This window comes from Mycobacterium sp. (assembly GCF_049683355.1).
In the GTDB taxonomy this organism is placed as follows: Bacteria; Actinomycetota; Actinomycetes; order Mycobacteriales; family Mycobacteriaceae; genus Mycobacterium.
Map to the genome: position 1 here is coordinate 1 of NZ_JBAUJB010000243.1, position 20,327 is coordinate 20,327.

The following is a 20,327-nucleotide window of genomic DNA, read 5'->3' on the forward strand; positions in this document are numbered from 1 at the left end:
GACCACCGCGGCGGTGGCAGCGGCATTGAGGTCGCCGGTCAGCAGGCCGACCGACGGGGCGGCGACGCCCTGCGCCAGCCCGCTGCGCTGGGCGTGGCGCTCGATCGGACCCAATGGCATCGGGCACGGCCGGACGACATCTCCGTCCCCGTCGGTGTCCGTCGAGTCGGCGTGATCGCCGAGTGTGGCCTCGTGGCGTTGCCAGGCCTGGGCGGCCGCGGCGAGTTCGCCGAGCTGGGTGAGGTTCCTGAGGAACTCCACGGCCAACGAGGACGGGGCCTGGGTGAGTGTGTAGACCGATGCGGCGGCAAGGGCGATCGCGGTGTCGGCCGCGGCGTCGCCGAGACGCTTCTCGACGACGGCACGCAACCGGGGTTGGTAGTCGACCGCGGTCACCGCGGCGACCAGGCCGGTGGGCAGCGCCGGCCAGAACAAGGTGCGCCCCGCGACTGCTGCGCAGAACCCGAGGCCGTTGGCCGCCGCCGCGATCAGCAGACCGCCGAGCACCACCCCGTCAGCCGGCAGGTCGGTCGGACCGGTGCTGCGGGCGTCGCTGCCGGCCTGCTCCTCGACGTCGGCGACGATCCGGCACAACTCGTCCAGGGTGGGCCCGTCCGGGTCGACCGACACCACCATCCGCGAGGTCGGTTGGTTGAGTACAGCCGACCGCACCCCGGGGACGGCCCGCACCGAATCGAGCAGTGCTCCAGCGAGATCCGGTCCGGTCTCGGCGGTCAGGCCGCGGACCTCGATCCAACAGCGGTCCTCGCGGCGCCATCGCCGACGGACCGGTTCACCTCCGACCAACTCGCGCGTGGCGCTTATCACCGCCGCACCCGTGTCGGCCGGCACGACATCTTCCAGGCCACGGGCCACGGTTGCCGTGACCTTGGTGCCGAATCTCAGCCCGGACGCGGCAACTCCGACGCTCAGCGTGACAGGGGCGAGCGCGATGGTGGTTGCGGTCCCCGCCAGGCGTCCGAGGAGGGAGCTCACTTCCCGGCAGTGCGCCGCGGCGAACCCGCCTTGCGCGCCGGTCTGGCGGGTGCTTTCTTCGCGGAGGCCTTTTTGGCCGGGGCCTTTTTGGCTGGCGCCACCTTCTTCACCGGAGGGGCGGCGCTCTGCCGCGTGGCCGTCGTGACCGCGGGCGCGGGGTTCATCGCGGGTGCGGGCCGCCCGGCATCTGCCTCGCCGGCGCGCTGACTGAGCTTGTGCACGACCAGCGCTGCGCCGCCGACGGTGACCAGCAGGGGCCACTCGACAAGACCGGCGGCGCCGATGGCCCCGATGGTGAGCGCGGCTGCCGCCGGCGATCGGCTACCGCTGGACAGTCCCGCGCGGACGCCGTTGGCCGCACCTCGCACACCGCCGGCCACCCCGCTGATCGCGGCGCCACCAACGGCCCCGGCTGTGGCCGTGGTGGCATCGGCCACCTTCGCCAGGCCTCGAAAGACCGTTGATATGGCACTCATTGCGTCTCCTTGGCTGGCTTGTTCGCCTGATAGTCATCTTCCGATAACCGTCGGTTATACACAGCGCAGGTGAACAGCCCGCTCGGTCGCGGTCTCACGTGTGCGCCGGGGTGTTCGCGAATTGATCGGTGATCGCCTGGCAGAAGGCGGGCAGGTCGGCGGGCGACCGACTGGTGATCAGGTTGCCGTCGATGCACACCTGCTGGTCGACGACGGTCGCTCCGGCGTTGCGCAGGTCGGTGCGCAGGCTCGGGTAGGACGTCAGCGTCCGGTCCCGGACCACCCCGGCTTCCACCAGTGCCCACGGTCCGTGGCAGATGGCCGCGACGGGTTTACCGGAGTGGACGAAGTCACGGACGAACGCCACTGCCGACTCATCGAGGCGCAACTTGTCGGCGTTGACCGTGCCACCGGGCAGGACCAGAGCGTCGAAGTCGTCCACCTGCGCGTCGGCGACCTCCCGGTCCACCGGGAACGTGCCGGCAGGCTCCAGATCGTGGTTGCGCGCGTCGATCTCACCGGACTTCACCGACAGCAGCTCGACCCGGCCAGCGGCGTGGGTCACCGCATCCCGCGGCTGCTCGAGTTCGACCTTCTCGACGCCGTCGGCGGCGAGGAACGCGATCGTTCGGCCATCGAGTTCATTGGGCATGTTGCGGCTCCTTTCATCAGGTGGTTATCCGGTTACCCCCTGGTCGGTGATCAAACCCACGCGACGGTTCGATCCGGGCTGAGTCGGATGTGTCGGATCGGGGTACGTCACCCCTGACGAAATCGGGTACGTCACCCCTGACGGAGGGGCGCGCAATGGGTGCGGTGAAGGCGGCACGGCGACCCGGGAGAACGCCCCCGAGCTGACCGAACCCGAGCACGACGACAGCTGACACAGGAGGAACGTGTGGCCGGCCAGACCGACAGCAATCGACTCGAAAGCAGCGACCGACTCGAGAACGTCGCCCCCGGCGACATCGTCTCGTTGCAGCTACCCGACCGGCCCGGCGACGGGCGTCCGTACAAGGTGGTGCACAGGGACGCGAGCGAAGTCAACGGCACTCCGGCGGTCCTCGTCACTTTCGAGGGTGACGACGGTGAGACGTTCGACGCCGAGCTGCCCGCCGACACCGCGGTGACGCGGGCACTGGAGTCCAAGTGGGAATCAGCGCAGAGTCCCACGCGGCACACCGACGGCTGACGCGCGGACGCACCTGCTGAAACAATGGCACGATGGCCAGGTATGACGTCGACGACGGTGCCGCGGGGATCGCGGGGTGACGGTCACATACGACGAGGCGCTGCGGGAGCTGGTCCGGAGTCGTCTGATGGGTCACGTGCGTCGCGCAGTGACGGACCCGACGAAGCGGCACGCGGCCGTCGCGGTGGTTCTCGTCGACTCCGAGCTGGGTGAGGACCGCGTCGACCCGGCACCGGTCGACGACTGGATCGCCGGGCGCCCGATGCCGGCAGACCTCGACGGCAGAATGGTCGACGTGTCCGGTGGTGCCGCATTCTTGTTGTGCCGCAGGGCTTCCCGACTCACCTCGCACGCCGCCCAATGGGCATTGCCGGGTGGTCGGCTGGACCCCGGCGAAACCGTGGTACAGGCCGCGGTGCGTGAGCTCGACGAAGAGGTCGGCGTCCGAATGCCCGACGCGAGCGTGCTGGGCCTACTCGACGATTACCCGACGCGGTCGGGCTATGTCATCACGCCGGTGGTGATCTGGGGCGGTGGCCGACTGGACCCACGTCCGGCGCCCGACGAGGTGGTGGCGGTCTACCGGGTGGGGCTGCACCAACTGCTGCGAAACGACTCGCCGCGGTTCATCACGATCCCCGAGAGTCCCCGGCCGGTGGTGCAGATTCCGTTGGGCGGTGACCTCATCCATGCCCCGACGGGCGCGATCCTGTTGCAGTTGAGGTGGTTGGCGCTGGAGGGCCGCCACGACCCGGTCGATGAGCTGGAGCAGCCGGTGTTCGCCTGGCGGTGACAGCTGCCCGGACCGTTTCGAGCGGGCCGTGCGCGGGCATCACCGCGCGATGCAGTCTCAATCGGCCGGTCTCCAGCGCCAGGCTCAGAATTCCCGCAGCTCGAGCAGCGGACAGGGATCGCGAGGGCCCGTCGCGGTCGCCGGCGCGTTCGTCGCCGGAGTCGCGGCAGCGACGCTGGCCGGTCGCAGACGAAACCGCGCAACCCCAGAGGCCCCCGCTCATCTCCCGCAGCCCCCCGAGTCGGGTGATTCCGGCTGCCCCGATCCTGACGACCAGCGCAAGCCGGAGTCCCCGACGGACCTGACCAAACCGTCGGTGCGGTACGTGCTGCGCCAGACGATTAGAGAGTTCAGCCGGGACCAGTGCATGGACCTGGCCGCCGCGCTGACCTATTACGCCGTGCTGTCGCTGTTTCCGGCGCTGGTGGTGGTCATGTCGCTGCTCGGCGTCTTCGGCCAGGGGAGCGCACGTCGCAGGCCATCATGCAGATCGTCTCCGACGTCAGCCCCGGGGCGACGGCCGACATGCTGCGCCAGCCGATCGAGCAGCTGGTCAACAACCCGGTGGCCGGGATCGCGCTGCTGTCCGGACTGCTCGGCGCGCTGTGGGCGGCTTCCGGATACATCGGCGCATTCGGCCGCGCGATGAACCGCATCTACGAGGTCGACGAGGGGCGGGCATTCTGGAAGCTGCGACCCCAGCAACTGCTGCTCACCATGGGTGCACTGGTCATCGTGGCCGCCGTCGCGTTCCTGCTGGCGGTGAGCGGACCCGTCGCCGAAGCGATCGGTGGCTACCTCGGGATGGGTGCCACCGCGTTGACGCTGTGGAGCCTGGGCCGCTGGCCGGTGCTGTTGGTGCTGGTGATCTTGGGGGTGGCGATGTTGTACTACGCGGCGCCCAACGTGCGGCAACCGAAATTCCGCTGGGTCAGTGTCGGGGCAGCCATCGCGATCGTGGTGTGGGTGCTGGCGTCGCTGTTGTTCGGGGTGTACGTCGCCAACTTCGGCAGCCACGAGAGAACGTTCGGGGCGCTGGCCGGCGTCGCAGTGTTCCTGCTGTGGCTGTGGATCACCAACCTGGCGTTGCTGTTCGGCGCCGAGGTCGATGCCGAACTGGAGCGGGGACGTCAACTACAGGCGGGCATCGCCGCCGAAGACGACCTCAGGCTGCCGGTCCGCGATTCCAGCGGCATCGACAAGAACGACGCCAAGGAACACCAAGCGCTGCTGCGGGGCCTGGTGCTGCGCCGGTCCCGGGGCCGGCGCGGTTGACTCCGGGCGTCCCTGACGGCGGGGCCGACCCGGCAGGTCAGGACGGGGCTTCGTTGGTGACCGCCTTGTAGCCGCGGGCGCTTGCCCGGTTCACCGCGGCCCGCACCAGACCGAAGATCAGGCTCTGCAGCGCCGCGGCGAACAGCACCTTGGCCGTCGACTGGCTGAGATCGTCGGGATCAGGCGGCGGTTGGTCGGCCTCGCCTATCCGCTTCCAGACCTGGGTGAACACTGCGCTGGCTACCAGACCACCGGCCACACTGACCACCATCGACAGCGGGGTGTAGAGGACTTTGGAGGTACTGCTCATCGTGCCTGCTTCCTGACGAGTGCTGACTGCGTTGAGTACAAGTACCCGCGAACGCGAAGGTGTAACTCCGACTGACGCGGGTATCCCCGGCGCCACCAACGGTGCTCGGAGGAACCTGGAGGCGAGGCGTGCGGTTGCGGCGCAGTGCATTGGACAACCCGGGAATCACCCGGAAACGCAGAGGCAAGGGCTTCGCGTACTACGGCACCGACGGCGAACTGCTGGACGACGAAGCCACACTGCAGCGCATCAAGAATCTGGTCATCCCCCCGGCGTGGAAGAAGGTGTGGATCAGCCCCCACGCCAACGGCCACATCCAGGCTGTCGGCACCGACGTCGCGGGTCGTCGCCAGTACCTGTACCACCAGGCGTGGCAGGAAGAGCGCGCCGAGGAGAAGTTCGACCGGGTGCTGGAGATGTCGCTGGAACTGCCGCGGTGGCGCGCCCGAATCGCCGAGGATCTGGCAGGCCGGGGGCTGCGGCGGGACCGGGTTCTGGCCTTGGCGCTGCACCTGCTGGACCGCGGCTACTTTCGTGCCGGCGGGGAACAGTACGCGGAGGAGAACGAGTCCTACGGGCTGGCCACCCTGCAGCGTGACCACGTGACGTTGCGCGGTGGCTCGGTCTCGTTCGACTACCCGGCCAAAAGCGGTGTGCGCCGGACTCTGGAAATCGAGGAACCCGAGGTTGTTCGAGCCGTCCGGTCGTTGCTGCGACGCACGGACCGGACCCAGCGGTTGCTGGTCTGCCGAAGTGCATCCGGGTGGGCCGACATCCGCGCTGACGACCTCAACGCGCGATTCAAGGAACTGGTCGGCGACGAATACAGCGTCAAGGACTTGCGTACCTGGCACGGCACGGTGCTGGCCGCCGAGGCCTTCGTCGACGCGGACCCCCCGGTGTCCGAGAAGGTGGTGAAGCGGGTCGAGTCGGCAGTGATGAAGGAAGTCGCCGAGGGGCTGGGGAACACGCCGGCGGTGGCCCGCGGCTCCTACGTCGACCCCCGAGTGGTGGCCGGGTACAAGAAGGGGTACACCATCGCCGCCGCGGTGCGGCGCGCGCAGCGCACCCGCAAACCAGACGAAGCCCAGGAGATCCTGGAGAAGGCGACCCGGACGTTGATCCGCAAGGTCGCGAAGAGCTGACTCGATGAGGTTTCACCCGGCCGACGGAGGGGCATTGCGGTGGAAGCAACGCAGCTAGGAAGGTCAGATCATGTCTGCACAACCACACCACACCACTTAGGCCTCCACGCCTCAACTCCTGGGCCAGCTCTCCGAGCAGACCTCGCGGCTGGTGCGCGACGAGATGCGACTGGCTCAGAAGGAATTCCAGGAATCGGTCCGCCATGCCGGGATCGGTGCCGGGCTGTTCAGCGCCGCCGGGCTGCTCGCAGTGCTGGGCCTGGCCACGTTGATCGCCGCCGGCGTCGCCGGGCTGGCTCTCGTGCTGCCGGTCTGGGCCGCAGCTCTGATCGTCGCCGCGGTGTTGTTCCTGTGCGCGGGGGTGGCCGCACTGGTGAGCCGCAAGCAGGTCCAGCAAGTGTCCCCGCCGGCGAACGAGTCGGTAGACAGCGTCAAGCACGACCTCGAGGAGATCAAGGAGGCCCGACATGGCCAGCGCTGACAGGCGCCCACCGGAGCCCGGACCGGACGCAGGGACAGAGGAACTGCAGGCGGACATCGATCAGACACGCAGTCAGCTCGGAGAAACCGTGGGTGCGTTGTCGGACAAACTCGACGTCAAGACCCGTGCTCAGGACAAAGCCACGGAAACCAAGGAAGCGGTCGTGGGTCGGGCGCAGACGGCCACCGCCGAGGCGAAGGCGAACCCGGCGGTGCCGGTGGGCGTGCTTCTGGCCGGGGCCGCCGTCATCGGTTTCCTGTGGTGGCGGCGCCGCCGGTAGCCGGCTGTACTGGTCAGTTCAGGCAATCGGCCGCGTCCACCAACTCGGCGCCCATGTTGCTCCCCATCATCCGCAGCGCAGCTTGCCCGAGGTCTGCGTCGATGTGCGCGACCGCATCGCGGGGCACGATCACGTCGAAGTGGCGGATGTAGGCGTCCAGCGCGCTGTACAGGATGCATTGTTCGGTCACCTGTCCGGTCAGGATCACCCGCTTGGTGTTCAGCCGGCCGAGCAGATAGGCCAGCGGTGAGGCGTAGAACGCGCTGTGCCGCACCTTCGAGACGAACCGGAAGTCAGGTTGGGGCGCCACCGGTTTGACCAGTTCGGGGCGTTCGCCTTCCAACGCGCTCTGCACGAGATCGCTCGGCTGAGCGGTGAAATCCCCGTAGTTGTCGTTGACGTAGATCAGGTCGACGTCGTCGCGATCGCGTGCCCGGGTGATGAGTACGGCGAGCGGATCGACGATGTCAGCCACGTTGGGGATCAACAGTTCCGCGTCCGGGTGTCGGTAGGTGTTCATCATGTCGATGACAAGAAGAGCGGTGTCGGGCATGGTCGGAAACCTCCTAGATTCGGGCACGCCGGTTGTCGAGTCTCTCGGCTGCCAGCCGGAGATCTGCGACCAGGTTGGCGAACGCCTGTTCTCGTTGTTCGGCGGGCCCGCGCAGGACCGCCGATGGGTGCGCGGTGGCGATGATGTCGGGCCTGGCCCGCAGTGACTCGAGGGCGTTGTCGTCAGGGAGCTGAAGTGCCTCGCCCCGATGTGCGGTCAGCCGGAAGCTGGGGCCCATCAGCGCTTTGGACGCTGTTGCGCCGAGCAGGACGACGATCTCGGGATCGATGGCATCGAGTTCGGCCAACAGCCAGGGCCGGCAGGCCACGACCTCGGTTCGGCTGGGAGTCTTGTGGATTCGGCGCTTTCCGCCGGCCGCGCGGGTGAACTTGAAGTGCTTCACTGAGTTCGTCAGATAGACGGTGCCGCGATCCAGTCCGGCCGACACCAGCGCCTTGTCGAGCAGTCGCCCGGCAGGACCGACGAACGGCTGCCCGGCGAGATCCTCGCGGTCCCCGGGCTGTTCACCCACCAGCACCATCCCCGCCGTCTCGGCGCCTGCTCCGAACACTGTCTGGGTCGCCTCACGAAACAGGTCACAACCTTCACAGGTCTGCGCGGCCTCCGCCAGAGTGCCTAGGTCGCCGGCACCGGGGAGGAAATGCTCGGCTCCGGAAGTCGCCATGATGGGGCACTTACCCAGCGTTCGGGAGAAGTAAGCCACCGGCTTCCGCGGTTTGGCGGCCCTGACGACGGGTAGCCGAATGCGCACTTGCCGCGCTGAAGGTCGGCGCGGAGCGTGATGGGAGTACCGATGAAGGCAGTGACTTGGCACGGTCGGCGCGATGTGCGCGTCGACACGGTGCCCGACCCGAGGATCGAACAACCCACCGACGCGATCATCGAGGTCACGTCGACGAACATCTGCGGATCTGACCTGCACCTCTACGAGGTGTTGGGGGCCTTCATGAACGAAGGTGACATCCTCGGTCACGAGCCCATGGGGATCGTGCGCGAGGTCGGTTCCGAGGTCGGCGACCTGGCCGTCGGGGATCGCGTGGTCATCCCGTTCCAGATCTCCTGCGGCAGTTGCTTCATGTGTGACAAGCAGCTCTACACCCAGTGCGAGACGACGCAGGTCCGCGAGCAGGGGATGGGGGCAGCGCTCTTCGGCTATTCCGAGTTGTACGGCTCGGTGCCCGGTGGACAGTCCGAACTGTTGCGTGTGCCGCAGGCACAGTTCACCCACATCAAGGTTCCCGATGGTCCGCCCGATTCGCGGTTCGTCTACCTCTCCGATGTGCTGCCGACCGCGTGGCAGTCGGTGGCCTATGCCGATATCCCCGACGGCGGGTCGGTGACGGTGCTCGGCCTGGGGCCGATCGGCGACATGGCGGCCCGGATCGCAGCCCACCTGGGCTATGAGGTGATCGCCGTCGATCTGGTGCCCGAGCGGCTGGCCCGCGCCGAGGCCCGCGGCATCCGCACTGTGGACCTCCGCGCCCTCGACACCGGCGTCGGTGACGCGATCCGGGAGCTCACCGCAGGGCGAGGCACCGATTCGGTGATCGACGCGGTGGGCATGGAGGCGCACGGATCGCCCGTCGCGCAGGCCGCGCAACGGCTCACCGGGCTGCTACCGGATGCGGTGGCCAAGAAGATCCTGCAGACCGCGGGGGTGGATCGCCTCGACGCGCTGCACTCGGCCATCGACATCGTTCGCCGCGGCGGGACCATCTCGCTGATCGGGGTGTACGGCGGGATGGCGGATCCGATGCCGATGCTGACGCTGTTCGACAAGCAGGTCCAACTGCGGATGGGGCAGGCCAACGTCAAGAAATGGGTCGACGACATCATGCCGCTGCTCACCGATGAGGATCCGCTGGGTGTGGACACTTTTGCAAGCCACACGCTGCCGCTGCACGACGCGCCGCACGCCTACGACATCTTCCAGAAGAAGCAGGACGGTGCGGTGAAAATGGTGCTCGAGCCCTAGAGACCGCCCAGGTGGCGGTCACTGACCGAAATCACGCGTGGTGTCACCGGTGCTGCGGAACAACACCCGGGCAGCGATCGCCACGGCGTGATCGGCGAACCGCTCGTAGAACCGGCCCAACAGCACCAGGTCGATGGCCGCGGGGACCCCGTGGCTCCACTCCGGCGACATCACGGTGGTGAACAGCTGGCGGTGCATGTCATTCATGGCTTCGTCGTCATCGCGGATTCGGCTTGCCCGCACCGGATCTCCGTCGATGATGACGGCGGCGGCATCCTCGGCCAGGTCGACAGCGAGATTACCCATCTCGGTGAACTGACCCACCACGTCGTTGGGAAGGACCGGGTCGGGGTGCCGCAGTCGGACGATACGGGCGACGTGGGCGGCCAGGCCGCCCATCCGGTCGGCGTCGGAGGTGATGTGCACCGCCGCGACGACGAGACGCAGGTCGCGGGCAACAGGTGCCTGGCGCGCGAGGACCGCCAGCGCCGCCTTGTCCACCCCGCGGCGCATCCGGGAGAGCACCTCGAGCTCGCTCAGAACCCGTTCGGCCGCGTCGAGGTCGACGGTCAGCAGCCCGACCGTCGCGTGCTGCATGGCCTCACCCGCCAGCTCACACATCCGGGCCAGGTCAGAGTTGATCGCATCCAGCTGCTGGTGGAATTCGGTGCGCACCGGATCTCCTCTCCACGCAGCCGAGCATGTACCCATCGAGCCGTTTTGTATGCATCGCTGCGTTTCGGGCCGCTCCCGGTCGGGCACCCTGCGCGAATCAGGATATGAGGAACAGGAGGTGTGACAGTGCCCAATTCGTCTATCAAGAACGAGAAGATGTACGAGGATCTGCGCGAGCAAGGCAACTCCAAGGAGAAGGCCGCTCGCATCTCCAACGCTGCGGCAGCACGGGGCAAGTCAGCTGTGGGAAAGAAGGGCGGAGAGTCCGCAAGCTACGAGGACTGGACCGTTCCGGAACTGAAGGACCGCGCCAAGGAACTGGGGATCTCCGGTTACTCGGACCTGACCAAGAGCAAGCTCATCGCCACGCTGCGCAACCACTGACAGCCGGGTAGCTGCTACGAGAGCGGAGCGGCCGCACCGGCCCGGATCAGGCCCTCACCGAGCTCGGAGTCATCGTCGGCGTTGTAGGTCAGCGGCATACCCGTTGTCGCCGTGCCGAACCGAGCGTCACGCGGTGATCCGCAGCCGGTCGGCGAGTACCAGGAACGCCACCGCGTAGTCGTTCTCGGCGGTAGCCGCCCGCACCTGCAGCCAGTCGACCCGCTCACGCACCCCACGCACCGCCGGCAGCAGGGAGGTGAAGTCACAGAAGTGCTCTCCCAGCGCGAGCAACTTCTGGATCAGCACGGCTGTCGGGGTCAGCACCGGGATCCTGATCGCCAGGACATCGTGCTCCTCTGCTCCGTCGAGATGCTCGGCGCCCACGACGACACCGTTGACCCGGTGCAGCACGTCGACGACCACGTCTTCGGCGTGCGCCTTGAACAGCCAGTCTTCCGGGGTGCGCTCGATCACGAAACCCGACTTCGCAAGCGTCGTTGCGGCGGCTTCGGTGTCGGCCTCGGCGACGACGAAGTCGACGTCGTGCACCGGCTCCGGCGCCCCGAAAACCCAGAGCGCATAGCTTCCTGCCAGCGCGAACCTCGGCCCGTGCTCCTTCAGCGCCGAGGCCGCGGATCTCAGCGCGCGGCGCAGCTGTTCGTCACGCGGACACATCAATGGCGCTCCTTTGTATCCAGCGGCGCTGTTCGTCGGCGGCGTCGGTGGGTAACTGGTACCCGTGCGTATCGCGACTTTCAACATCCTCCACGGCCGGACGGTGCACGACGGCGTCGTGGACCCCGACCGACTGCGGGCGTGTATCCGCGAACTGGACCCCGATGTGCTGGCTCTGCAGGAGGTGGATCTCGAGCAGGACAGATCGGGCCGCGCCGATCTGACCTCGGTGGCAGCCGAGGCGATGGGCGCTGTCGCACACCGCTTCGTCGCTGCCATCGCCGGCACGCCGGGCGCCACCTGGATGGCGGCGACCGGCGAGGAACAACCTGGGACGGCCGCCTACGGCATCGCGCTGCTGTCCCGTTTCCCCGCGACTAGCTGGCAGGTGGTGCGGCTGCCCAGGATCCCGACGCGGTTCCCGATGTATCTGCCGGGCCCCAACCGTGTCGTCGTCGTCGACGAGGAGCCCAGAGCCGCGGTGGTCGCCCAACTGGACACTCCGCTGGGGCCGATGTCGGTCGCGAACACCCATCTGTCTTTTGTGCCCGGATGGAACCGCCATCAACTGCGTCGGCTGATCAGGGATCTGCGCGGCATGCCCGGGCCGCGCCTGCTGATGGGTGACCTCAACCTCTCCCCGGCCGCGGCGGCGAGGTGGACGCGGATGCGTGCGTTGGCCGGCGCGGCAACCTTTCCCGCCGAAGCTCCGGACCGCCAGCTCGATCACATCCTCACCGACCATCCGGGCCTCCGCGGGCACGGGTGCCTGGCACCGGCTGCATCGCTGTCCGACCATCGCCCGCTTTTGGTCGAGGTCGAGGCGCACCTCCCCGGCTGACGCGGCCGTTTGGCCAGCGAACGTGCGGGTATTGCTCGACTGCGCCGTCGATCATGTGGGCGCCTGCGAATAGAGGAGTCCTTCATGACAGCTCGACGGATGGTCCGTGGCGTGATGGTGGCGGTGCTCGGTGCCTGGGCAACGCTGATCGGGGTCGTCGCCCCGTCGGCCGCGGCGCAACCGTGCCCCGATGTCGAGGTGGTGTTCGCCCGCGGCACCGGTGAAGCGCCCGGGGTCGGCGGAATCGGACAGGCGTTCGTCGACGCGGTGCGCGCCCAGGCCGGCGGCCGGACCGTCGGCGTCTACGCGGTGAACTATCCGGCAGGCAGCAACTTCGAGCAACGCGAGATCTTCGCCTCCACAGTGATCGACGGCGTTCGGGATGCGGCGGATCATGTCCAGGCCATCGCGGCCAACTGCCCGGACACCCGGCTCATCCTGGGCGGATACTCCCAGGGTGCGGTGGTGTCGGGGTTCGTGACGTCCGACGTGGTGCCCAGCAGTGTTCCCGCCGAGGTCGCGCCGGAGCCGATGCCGGCGGAGGTGGCCGACCATGTCGCCGCCGTCGTGCTCTTCGGCACCCCGTCGGGTGAGTTCCTGCAGAGGTACGACGCGCCGGCCATCACCATCGGCCCTCTCTACACCGACAAGACGCTGAAACTGTGCGCCCCGGGGGACACCATCTGCTCGGGTGCCGCCGACGGCGGCCCGACGCTGGCGCACGCGCTGTATCCGTTCAACGGAAGCGTCAACGAGGGCGCGGCATTCGCCGTGGGCCGGTTGTAGCGCGACGCTCAGCCGCCCGCCGGCACCGGGTAGCGGTCGTTGACGTCGGCATCGGTGTCCTTTCGTGCGCAGTGCGCGCAACAGAAGATGCCTTCGTCGGTCTCGACACCGTGGCCCAGGATGCGGCACCCGCAGTGCCCGCAATCCGGTGCCAGCTGCACGGCCGCGCACTCGACGCTGTCGAACGTGGCCGACCGGCCGTCCGGCCAACTCACGGTGAACGCTTTGTCGTAGTCGTTTCCGCAGGTGTCGCAGATGGACATGAAACCTCCTGATGATGGACTTATGACTTCGAGGTCGTGTTCCCGGCCCTGCCGGCGGCAAACCTGGCCATCCGAGGGTGAGCAATTGATTAGGGCACGATCTATTCGTGTACAACTATCCGGGTACGATGGGGTTCGTGACCGCAGCAGTCGATACCGATCTCGATCCGCTCGCCCTCGAACGGCAGGTGTGCTTCGCGCTGGCGATCACCAACCGGGCGGTGCTGGCGGTCTACCGGCCGCTGCTCGAACCCCTTGGGCTGACCCATCCGCAGTACCTGGTGATGCTGACGATGTGGGACCACCACAGGTCCACTCCCGATGACCGGGCGCCGCTGTCGGTCAAGAAGATCGCCAACGCGCTACAACTCGACTCGGCCACGCTGTCACCGATGCTGAAGCGGCTCGAAACACTGGGGTTGCTCACACGCTCCCGGAGCGTGGCCGACGAGCGTGCGACCGATGTCGAGTTGACCGACGCCGGCCTCGCGCTGCGCAACCGCGCCCTCGGGATTCCCGCCGCCGTGGTCTCCCGCCTCGGCGTCGACCTGGCCGAACTCGAGGAGCTGCACCGGGTGCTGACCACCATCAACTCCGCCGCGCTTGCGGCGGGCACACTCTGATACCGATGACGACCAACAACAGGGAGCCGACCGTGGCCACTGACCGACCATCGCTTGTGCAGTACATCGGCTACTCGTACGGGCGCCGCCTGCCGTCGTCGATGAGTCGCTGGGTGGCCGAGGACCTCGCCGCTCAGGGAGCCGTGCGCAGGCACATGATCCGGATGGCGATTCCGCCGCTGTTCGTCCTGGCGCCGCTGTGGCTGCTCCCCGCGTCCCTGTACGTGCATCTGGAGATGACGGTGCCGATCTACATCTGGAGCCTGCTGATGGCGCTTGCGCTGAACAAGGTGTGGCGCCGGCACCGGCTGGTGCAGCACGGGCTCGATCCGAACCTGGTGGACGTGATCAACCGGAAGAAGAAGGCCCATGTCGACGAGGCCTACGCGCGACGCTTCGGACCCCGTCCGGAATCAGCGCAATGGCAGTCCAACAGCAACCCCTTCCTCTGAAGCCGAGCCCCCGTGTGCTCAACCGCCGTCGTAGCGCACCCGGGCCAGTTCGCGGTCCGGATCGGGCGCCACGTCCTCGGTCTGATCGAACGCGCGGCCGCGGCGCTCGGCTTCCGGGTTGCCGGTGAACAGGCCGGAATCGGCTTTGCGGTTCCTTGGCGGCTCTGAACTGCTGCGCAGGCCCACGTCTCGTCCGCTCTGGTGCTCGAGCCGACGGCGCGGCAGCGCGCCCGGGTTGGCGTCCTGCAGCCATGCCACCATGCCTTCACGGATGTCGCACCGCAGGTCGAACAGTGCGCCCGCGTTGGGTGCGCTGACCAGCATCCGTACCCGGACGTAGCCGTCGACCGCGTCGGTCACCTGTAGGACACCGACACGCCCGTCCCACAGAGGGTTCGCGTGCAGCAACCGGTCCAGTTCGGCGCGCATCTCGTCGAACGGCACCGTGAAGTCGACGTCGAGTTCGGCGGTGCCGAGCAGTTCGGTGGCATTGCGGGTCCAGTTCTGGAACGGCGTCGTGGTGAAGTAGGTGCACGGCAGCACCAGGCGACGCTCATCCCAGAGGTGGACGACGACATAGGTCAGCGTGATCTCCTCGATGCGGCCCCACTCGTCCTCCAGGACCACCACATCGCCGACCCGGATGGCGTCGGAGAACGCGATCTGGATGCCGGCGAACGCCGCTCCCAGCGATGTCTGGGCCGCCAGCCCGGCCACGACGGACAGCACACCGGCCGACGCGAACAGCGTCCTGCCGATGTCGCTGAACGACGGGAAGGTCATCAGTGCCGCTGCCGCCCCGAGCACGACGACGATGGCGATGACGAGCCGTCGCAACACCGTGACCTGGGTGCGGATCTTCCGCCGGTGGCGATCGGCGTCGGTCAGGCCGGCGTCGCCGCCGGCGAAACGGGCGATCGCGCGTCGCTCGGCCACTGCGGCCAGGCTGGCGATCAACCATGTGATGGTGCCGATCAGCACCAGCACCAGTGCATGATCGAGCCAGCCACGCCAGCTCGATTCGGGGTCGGAGACCCGGTGCACCGTCGCCGACGCGGCGATCACCATCAACGTGGCGCGCACCGGACGCCGGGTCAGCTGCGCGATGTCGTTCACCACGCTGCTGCGTCGGCCGAGGCGCTGGACGGCCCAGGAAAGCCCGAGCCCGATCCCGTAGGCGATCGCGACAGCACCGACGATCCATGCGGCGATGACAGCGAAGTCACTCGCGGGCTGGAAGATTTCGGGCATGGGGGTGTCTGCTCCTGAATCGGTGTGAAAACCCATGTGAAGATGCAAGGGCGGCGACACAGAGGTTCTCCCCGTGCTGCGCGCGGGCCAAACGCGAGAACGCCCTGATCAGGGTTTTGAGAGTGAACTCACAATGGGCAGCCCGTCGCGGGCATCGGTAGCTTTGGCCGCATGAACACTGCCGGGACACCCGCCGGCGATCATCGCCTCGTTGTCCGCCGCGGCCGTGGTCCTGGGCTGGCAGCTGTTCCGGCGGGGTGCCACCCGACCGGCGGTGCTGGGGTTCGCCGGCGTCGGTGTCTGCGCGGCATTTGCGTACATCACCGGTCAGGCCAAGGACTTCTACCTGCCCGGCATCGGGATGTATCTGGTGCTGGCCATCGTGTTCACGGTGTCGGTCCTGATCCGGCGGCCGCTGGTCGGAGTGGTCTGGGCCAGGGTGACCGGGCGTGACGACACCTGGCGGCGGGTGCCCAGGGTGCGGCTGGCCTTCGACATCGTCACGGTCACGATGGCGGTGGTGTCCTGGTCGCCGGTGTTCGTCGTGACCTCGGTGATCTACCTGGCCATCCGCACGGCCATGCGCGCTCTGCCCCACGCGGCCGCTGCCTGACCGGCACGCAACAGTCGGCCCGATGGTTTGGGTCACGGCGTAAGGGGCACTTAGGGAACGCAACGCTGAACCCCGATCGGGGATTCTCACCGAGGAGACCACGTGACCACCGCCTACACGGATTTTGATGAGCCTGCCGTGCCCGCGGGGATCTATCCCCCCCAACAGGATTCGCACCTGCTCATCGAAGCCATGACCGGGACCGGGCTGGTGTCCGGAGCCCGCGTCGCCGACCTGTGTACCGGCAGTGGCGTGGTCGCGATCGCAGCCGCGGCCGCCGGAGCGGCCGAGGTCACCGCGTTCGACATCTGCCCCCAAGCGGTGCGCCATGCCCGCCAGAGCGCACTGACCGAAGAGGTCGACGTCCGTGTCCATCGCGGTTCATGGTCGCGGGCAGTCGAATTCGCGCCCTTCGACCTCGTCGTCGCCAACCCTCCCTACGTGCCGCACGGCCCCGTGGACGACGCCGACGCCATCCCGGTGACGGCTGGGCCGGCCCACTCGTGGAACGCCGGAGCCGACGGCCGGATGATCCTGGATCCGCTGTGTGCCGCAGCCCCGCTCCTGGTCGACGACGGCGGCACCATGCTGGTGGTCCAGTCGGAGTGCTCGGACATCAAGAAGACGCTGACGGCGCTGCGCGCCCACGGCATGCACGTCGAGGTGGTGGCACAACAGCTCATCCCGTTCGGTCCGGTGATGTCGGCGCGTGCGCAGTGGCTGACCCGGGTGGGGCTGCTGCCCCCGGGACGCCGAGAGGAGAGGCTCGTGGTGATCCGGGCGGACGCGCCGTGAGCCAAGACCCGCGCCTGGTGCGTGTGGTTCCCGCCGGTCCGGTGATGGTCGAGGGCCCGGTCCGCATCGAGATGCCCGACGGCAGCGTCGTGGAGTCGGACCGATTCATGGTCGCCATCTGCGCGTGCCGGCGATCCAAGACCTATCCGCTGTGCGACACCAGCCACCGCCGCCGGTCAGGCCAGCGGACTCCGCAGTGACGGCCGCCCGTCCCGCCAGCACTGCATGAGGTGATCGGCCAGTCGTCCCTCGACCACGTCGAAGGCGCGGATACCGAACACCACGTCACGTTCGAGTTGGGGTTCGCGGGCGACCAGGTCACCGACCACGTCCGTCCGGACCACCTGCTCGTGAACGGCGTCGGCCTCGACGTGCTCGAGGTAAAAGGCCCGGCACGGCATCGGCGCGTCGAAGCGCTCCAGCGCCTGGACCATCCGGCGCGACCCGGGCGGTGAGGTGACCTCGGTGGCGGCGAAGTGCCCCACCGACGATCCCCGCAGCCGGCGGTGCAGACCGAACATCGACATCAGGTTCACCACCGCCAGGGCCGGGGCGGGTACGTCGGCCAGGTAGCCCAGATAGGACGTGTCCAGATCCGCCGCGGCCATCAGATCGGCGAACAGCTGTTGATGCAGCCGGGAGCTCTTGCCGCCCCCGAACTCGTCGAACTCCACCGCCACGAACGATGCCTTGGCCTGGCCGGTGAGGCGCGGGATGGTCCACGCGTGGGGATCACCCTCTTTGAGGTGATAGAGCGACCGGTGGGCGAAGTACTCCCGCATCTGCTCCCAGGTGCCCTCGTCGCGCAGGTAGTACGACGGGCCGGTGCCCTCGACCGGTTCCACGCACAGTGCGTCCAGCTCCGCCGCGGCGGACGCGTCGGCATCGATATCGCCGACTTCATGACTGACCGCGGCCAGGAACAGTTCTTCGAGGCGGCCGCGCAGGTGCAGCAGGCTGGGGTTCCACTCCCAGCCGGCGTCCACGTCGGCGAACCCGCGGTAGTGGAGTTCGTAGCAGATGTAGAGGGTGAGCTGAACGTCGATGCCGTACGGATCGGCATCGGCGAGCGAGGTGACCACCCGCATCAGGTGGTGGTGCGGAGCGCGTTCGGTCAGCAGGTCGATCACCGACATCGAGATCGGCCCGCGAGGTTCGGGCAGCACCGGTTGCAAGAGGGTCGGCATCACAAACGGTCTATTACCCGGCTGAATCACGGCCAAACCGGGCCCACCAGCACCGCGCAAGCCGGTACCCGAAGCCGACCCGAGATACACCTCACCCAACCTTTCTCACATCTGCGAGATCGGTCTGTACAACTCGGCGTCGACGGGTAACCCACAGTCAGGCGCACCAAGCGCTGACCGAAACTCTCTAAATATCAAGGGGTGTACCAACTCATGGCATCACCAACTACATCGACCACACTGACCACGTCGACCCTCGTTGCGCAGCTGCGCAGCCTGCTGGACCTGACGCACACCGAGATCCAGGTGGCCGAGACCCGGGTGGTTCAAGCCCGAACCGAGGCGGTGCGGACCGAGCTGCAGCGGAACGCCGACAACGCGCGCATTCGCGCCGAGGCGATCGAGAAGGCGATCCGCGACCTCGGTGGCTTCCCCGACGTCATCGGTCCGTTCCTGGGCCGCGCCGCGGCCGCTGTGAAGGCGCTGACCGAGCAGGCGGAGCCGTTCGACGAGGCGCTTCTCGGCGACCTCGCGCTGGAGGGCCAGCTTCTGGACCGTGCTCGTTACGTGAAGGCGCTGGCGGTGGCCGCCAAGCACAAGGATGTCGAAGACCTGGCGACACGCCTGATCACCGCGCACTCCGCGACGGTGGAGTGGCTGACGACGGTGCTCGCAGAGGACGCCCTCGGTGGGCCAGCAGCGCTGCGGCGGACCCCGCTGCAGGCGGCCGCCGGAGTGGCGGTCAGGTTCGTCAACCTGCCGCTGACATGGTCGACACGCAGCGCCGAGCGAGCGGCGGAAGCTGTGCGATCGGTGCGGCCGGCGGTCTCCGAGCTGGTGAACCGCGGCTCACGGACCGGTGACATCGCCTCCAAGACCTTTGCGGGTGCGCGCAACTCGGCGCTGGAAGCCGCCGAGCGGGTTGCCCGCGAGCAGGGAGCCGACCAGGCCGCAGACGCCATCCATTCCGCCCGCGGCGCCACCGGCATCCTCGACGAGACCGAGTTGCCCATCGCCGATTACGACGACCTGAACGTCAACGAGGCCGCCAGCGCGGTCAAGGAGTTGACCGATCCGGCAGACATCCGGGTGATCGTGGCCTACGAGGAAGCGCACAAGGACCGCCAGCGTGTGGTGTCCGCGGCGCAGACCCGCCTGGCCGCCATCGCGCAGGAAGTGGTCGGTATCAGCTGATCTGGTGAAATCCGATTGTGACCGGGCCGGCGCGGGTGTCTCACCCGCGCCGGCCTCGGCGTTTGACTGAGTCGGTACCGGGTGACCCCGGTGCCGATCGACGCGTTCTGAGGTGAGTTCAGTGTGGACCGCAGTGCTGTACGGGGTGGCGGCATCCAGTTCACTGGTCATCGGCGCCGGTATCGGGGCCCGGTGGACCCCTCCGGCCCAGCTGACACGTGTGCTGCTGGCCTTCGCCAGCGGAGCGCTGATCTCGGCTCTGGCATTCGAACTGTTCGAGGACTCGTTCCAGCTGGGCGGCCCGCTGCGCTCCGGCCTCGGCCTGCTTGCCGGGGCGGCAACATTCATCCTCATCGACTGGCTGTTGGAACGGCGGGTCGACAACCCGGGCAGTTCGGCGGCCAGAGGAGGTGTGGGGCTCGCCCTTCTCGCAGCGGTCACCCTCGACGGCGTGCCGGAGAACCTTGCGCTCGGAGTGACCCTGGTTGGCGGCGCATCCTTGTCCCTGCTGGTCGCCATCTTCTTCTCGAATCTGCCAGAGGCATTGGCGGGCAGCGTGTCCATGCGTGAAGGCGGAATGAGCCCGCGCGCTGTCATGGCGACCTGGACGGTCTGCGCGGTGTTGCTCGCGGCGGCGGTGGTCGCGGGCCGGATGGCGGCAGGCGGACTGCGGCCCGAGGTGGTGGCGGTCGCGCTGGCGTTCGCCGGTGGCGCGGTGCTGGCCTCGGTCGCCGACACGTTGATGCCCGAGGCGTTCGAACACGGTCGGCCGCTGAACGCGTTCGCGACGGCCGGCGGATTCTTCCTGTCCTACGTGTTATCCGTCTGAGCGGCCGGTCTCCTGCCCGAGCAGGCCGCCCCAATGCTGGTAGACGACGGTGCGGGCAACGGACTCCGCGCCTTGGTTGGTGGCCCCGCTGACCAGGCCCACGAGTTCCCTTGCCACCGCGGATGTGGACAGACCCGCCGCGCGGGCCACCGAAACCAGTTCGGCGATCGCGCTTTCCGGTGTGCACCTGCGCAAGCCCACCAGGACTCCTTCAGCCATGTGCAGGTTCCTCGCTCGGGCGACCGCATCTTCGAACACGGGA

At 68.0% G+C, this 20,327-nt stretch carries 27 protein-coding genes and 2 pseudogenes; 17 read left to right on the forward strand and 12 right to left on the reverse strand.

All coding sequences use genetic code 11. The features are described 5' to 3' along the window. The 3 genes and pseudogenes from WA944_RS14855 to WA944_RS14865 all read right to left on the reverse strand — a co-directional run. A pseudogene (locus WA944_RS14855) lies at positions 1-996 on the reverse strand (cation-translocating P-type ATPase); the annotation flags it as partial. Continuing rightward, positions 993-1,472 (reverse strand): hypothetical protein, encoded by a 480-nt coding sequence (locus WA944_RS14860; protein WP_526374396.1) that lies wholly within the window; start codon positions 1,470-1,472, stop codon positions 993-995. The gene WA944_RS14860 and the pseudogene WA944_RS14855, both read right to left, overlap by 4 nt. A 94-nt stretch (positions 1,473-1,566) precedes the next feature. Then, complete coding sequence (locus WA944_RS14865) at positions 1,567-2,124, reverse strand: type 1 glutamine amidotransferase domain-containing protein (RefSeq protein WP_526374394.1); 558 nt, start codon at positions 2,122-2,124, stop codon at positions 1,567-1,569. Positions 2,125-2,370: 246 nt separating this feature from the next. Between WA944_RS14865 and WA944_RS14870 the strand changes: the two genes are divergently transcribed. The 3 genes and pseudogenes from WA944_RS14870 to WA944_RS14880 all read left to right on the forward strand — a co-directional run bounded on the left by WA944_RS14870 (position 2,371) and on the right by WA944_RS14880 (position 4,732). After that, positions 2,371-2,664 (forward strand): hypothetical protein, encoded by a 294-nt coding sequence (locus tag WA944_RS14870; RefSeq protein WP_526374392.1) that lies wholly within the window; start codon positions 2,371-2,373, stop codon positions 2,662-2,664. A 76-nt stretch (positions 2,665-2,740) separates the two neighbouring features. Beyond that, positions 2,741-3,457: an NUDIX hydrolase gene (locus WA944_RS14875; RefSeq protein ID WP_526647080.1), complete on the forward strand. Its 717-nt coding sequence runs from the start codon at positions 2,741-2,743 to the stop codon at positions 3,455-3,457. A gap of 49 nt (positions 3,458-3,506) precedes the next feature. After that, positions 3,507-4,732: pseudogene (locus WA944_RS14880) on the forward strand (YhjD/YihY/BrkB family envelope integrity protein). A gap of 37 nt (positions 4,733-4,769) precedes the next feature. On the opposite strand, the gene WA944_RS14885 reads toward WA944_RS14880, so the two are convergent. Next, positions 4,770-5,042 carry a DUF4235 domain-containing protein gene (locus tag WA944_RS14885; protein WP_163887164.1) on the reverse strand — a complete coding sequence of 91 codons (273 nt, stop codon included), beginning with the start codon at positions 5,040-5,042 and terminating at the stop codon, positions 4,770-4,772. 128 nt (positions 5,043-5,170) lie between these two features. Here WA944_RS14885 and WA944_RS14890 point away from each other — a divergent pair, with 128 nt between their 5' ends. From WA944_RS14890 to WA944_RS14900, 3 genes are all read left to right on the forward strand, one after another. After that, complete coding sequence (locus WA944_RS14890; protein ID WP_526374388.1) at positions 5,171-6,187, forward strand: DNA topoisomerase IB; 1,017 nt, start codon at positions 5,171-5,173, stop codon at positions 6,185-6,187. A gap of 118 nt (positions 6,188-6,305) precedes the next feature. Then, a complete protein-coding gene (locus tag WA944_RS14895) occupies positions 6,306-6,668 on the forward strand; it encodes a phage holin family protein (RefSeq protein ID WP_526608943.1) in 363 nt (120 codons plus the stop codon). Continuing rightward, positions 6,655-6,948: a DUF3618 domain-containing protein gene (locus tag WA944_RS14900; protein ID WP_526374384.1), complete on the forward strand. Its 294-nt coding sequence runs from the start codon at positions 6,655-6,657 to the stop codon at positions 6,946-6,948. The genes WA944_RS14895 and WA944_RS14900 overlap by 14 nt, the downstream gene beginning before the upstream one ends. Before the next feature lie 13 nt (positions 6,949-6,961). Here the strand turns inward: WA944_RS14900 and WA944_RS14905 are convergent, their stop codons facing one another. Both WA944_RS14905 and WA944_RS14910 read right to left on the reverse strand, forming a co-directional pair. After that, positions 6,962-7,501, reverse strand: coding sequence for a cysteine hydrolase family protein (locus WA944_RS14905; protein WP_526374382.1), 540 nt, complete (start codon positions 7,499-7,501; stop codon positions 6,962-6,964). 13 nt (positions 7,502-7,514) lie between these two features. Further along, positions 7,515-8,186, reverse strand: coding sequence for a UdgX family uracil-DNA binding protein (locus WA944_RS14910; RefSeq protein ID WP_526374380.1), 672 nt, complete (start codon positions 8,184-8,186; stop codon positions 7,515-7,517). A gap of 129 nt (positions 8,187-8,315) precedes the next feature. Between WA944_RS14910 and WA944_RS14915 the strand changes: the two genes are divergently transcribed. Continuing rightward, positions 8,316-9,497 carry a zinc-dependent alcohol dehydrogenase gene (locus WA944_RS14915; RefSeq protein WP_526374378.1) on the forward strand — a complete coding sequence of 394 codons (1,182 nt, stop codon included), beginning with the start codon at positions 8,316-8,318 and terminating at the stop codon, positions 9,495-9,497. 18 nt (positions 9,498-9,515) lie between these two features. Here the strand turns inward: WA944_RS14915 and phoU are convergent, their stop codons facing one another. Then, positions 9,516-10,172, reverse strand: a complete 657-nt coding sequence (phoU, locus tag WA944_RS14920) for a phosphate signaling complex protein PhoU (protein WP_526374376.1) — start codon at positions 10,170-10,172, stop codon at positions 9,516-9,518. A 126-nt stretch (positions 10,173-10,298) separates the two neighbouring features. On the opposite strand from phoU, the gene WA944_RS14925 reads away from it, so the two are divergent. Beyond that, the gene (locus WA944_RS14925; RefSeq protein WP_526374374.1) at positions 10,299-10,556 is read left to right on the forward strand and encodes a Rho termination factor N-terminal domain-containing protein; all 258 of its coding nucleotides are present in this window, start codon (positions 10,299-10,301) and stop codon (positions 10,554-10,556) included. A 126-nt stretch (positions 10,557-10,682) separates the two neighbouring features. Here WA944_RS14925 and WA944_RS14930 read toward each other — a convergent pair whose 3' ends face one another. Beyond that, complete coding sequence (locus WA944_RS14930; protein WP_526374372.1) at positions 10,683-11,231, reverse strand: nucleotidyltransferase; 549 nt, start codon at positions 11,229-11,231, stop codon at positions 10,683-10,685. A gap of 64 nt (positions 11,232-11,295) precedes the next feature. Here WA944_RS14930 and WA944_RS14935 point away from each other — a divergent pair, with 64 nt between their 5' ends. Together WA944_RS14935 and WA944_RS14940 are read left to right on the forward strand one after the other, a co-directional pair. After that, on the forward strand, positions 11,296-12,072 hold the full coding sequence (locus tag WA944_RS14935) for an endonuclease/exonuclease/phosphatase family protein (RefSeq protein ID WP_526374370.1): 777 nt from the start codon (positions 11,296-11,298) through the stop codon (positions 12,070-12,072). Positions 12,073-12,156: 84 nt separating this feature from the next. Further along, positions 12,157-12,858, forward strand: a complete 702-nt coding sequence (locus WA944_RS14940) for a cutinase family protein (protein ID WP_526647081.1) — start codon at positions 12,157-12,159, stop codon at positions 12,856-12,858. Between the two features lie 8 nt (positions 12,859-12,866). Here WA944_RS14940 and WA944_RS14945 read toward each other — a convergent pair whose 3' ends face one another. Further along, positions 12,867-13,121, reverse strand: coding sequence for a metallothionein (locus WA944_RS14945; protein WP_526374366.1), 255 nt, complete (start codon positions 13,119-13,121; stop codon positions 12,867-12,869). Between the two features lie 137 nt (positions 13,122-13,258). Here WA944_RS14945 and WA944_RS14950 point away from each other — a divergent pair, with 137 nt between their 5' ends. Continuing rightward, positions 13,259-13,744, forward strand: a complete 486-nt coding sequence (locus WA944_RS14950; RefSeq protein WP_526374364.1) for a MarR family winged helix-turn-helix transcriptional regulator — start codon at positions 13,259-13,261, stop codon at positions 13,742-13,744. Between the two features lie 5 nt (positions 13,745-13,749). After that, entirely contained in the window at positions 13,750-14,196 is a 447-nt protein-coding gene (locus WA944_RS14955) for a DUF5313 family protein (RefSeq protein ID WP_526374362.1), read from the forward strand. A gap of 18 nt (positions 14,197-14,214) precedes the next feature. On the opposite strand, the gene WA944_RS14960 is transcribed toward WA944_RS14955, so the two are convergent. Continuing rightward, the gene (locus WA944_RS14960; protein ID WP_526374360.1) at positions 14,215-15,447 is read right to left on the reverse strand and encodes a mechanosensitive ion channel family protein; all 1,233 of its coding nucleotides are present in this window, start codon (positions 15,445-15,447) and stop codon (positions 14,215-14,217) included. Between the two features lie 202 nt (positions 15,448-15,649). Here WA944_RS14960 and WA944_RS14965 point away from each other — a divergent pair, with 202 nt between their 5' ends. From WA944_RS14965 to WA944_RS14975, 3 genes are all read left to right on the forward strand, one after another. After that, complete coding sequence (locus tag WA944_RS14965) at positions 15,650-16,060, forward strand: DUF3159 domain-containing protein (protein WP_526647084.1); 411 nt, start codon at positions 15,650-15,652, stop codon at positions 16,058-16,060. 102 nt (positions 16,061-16,162) lie between these two features. Next, positions 16,163-16,855 (forward strand): HemK2/MTQ2 family protein methyltransferase, encoded by a 693-nt coding sequence (locus WA944_RS14970; protein ID WP_526647082.1) that lies wholly within the window; start codon positions 16,163-16,165, stop codon positions 16,853-16,855. Positions 16,856-16,899: 44 nt separating this feature from the next. Further along, entirely contained in the window at positions 16,900-17,055 is a 156-nt protein-coding gene (locus WA944_RS14975) for a CDGSH iron-sulfur domain-containing protein (protein ID WP_163895409.1), read from the forward strand. On the opposite strand, the gene WA944_RS14980 is transcribed toward WA944_RS14975, so the two are convergent. Then, entirely contained in the window at positions 17,032-18,042 is a 1,011-nt protein-coding gene (locus WA944_RS14980; protein WP_526374356.1) for an iron-containing redox enzyme family protein, read from the reverse strand. The two genes, WA944_RS14975 and WA944_RS14980, sit on opposite strands and share 24 nt — an antisense overlap. Positions 18,043-18,255: 213 nt before the next feature. Here WA944_RS14980 and WA944_RS14985 point away from each other — a divergent pair, with 213 nt between their 5' ends. Together WA944_RS14985 and WA944_RS14990 are read left to right on the forward strand one after the other, a co-directional pair. After that, positions 18,256-19,236 (forward strand): ferritin-like domain-containing protein, encoded by a 981-nt coding sequence (locus tag WA944_RS14985; RefSeq protein ID WP_526374354.1) that lies wholly within the window; start codon positions 18,256-18,258, stop codon positions 19,234-19,236. A gap of 121 nt (positions 19,237-19,357) precedes the next feature. Beyond that, a complete protein-coding gene (locus tag WA944_RS14990) occupies positions 19,358-20,065 on the forward strand; it encodes a ZIP family metal transporter (protein WP_526608937.1) in 708 nt (235 codons plus the stop codon). On the opposite strand, the gene WA944_RS14995 is transcribed toward WA944_RS14990, so the two are convergent. Continuing rightward, entirely contained in the window at positions 20,054-20,284 is a 231-nt protein-coding gene (locus tag WA944_RS14995) for an ANTAR domain-containing protein (RefSeq protein ID WP_526374351.1), read from the reverse strand. The two genes, WA944_RS14990 and WA944_RS14995, sit on opposite strands and share 12 nt — an antisense overlap. Positions 20,285-20,327: the final 43 nt, after the last annotated feature.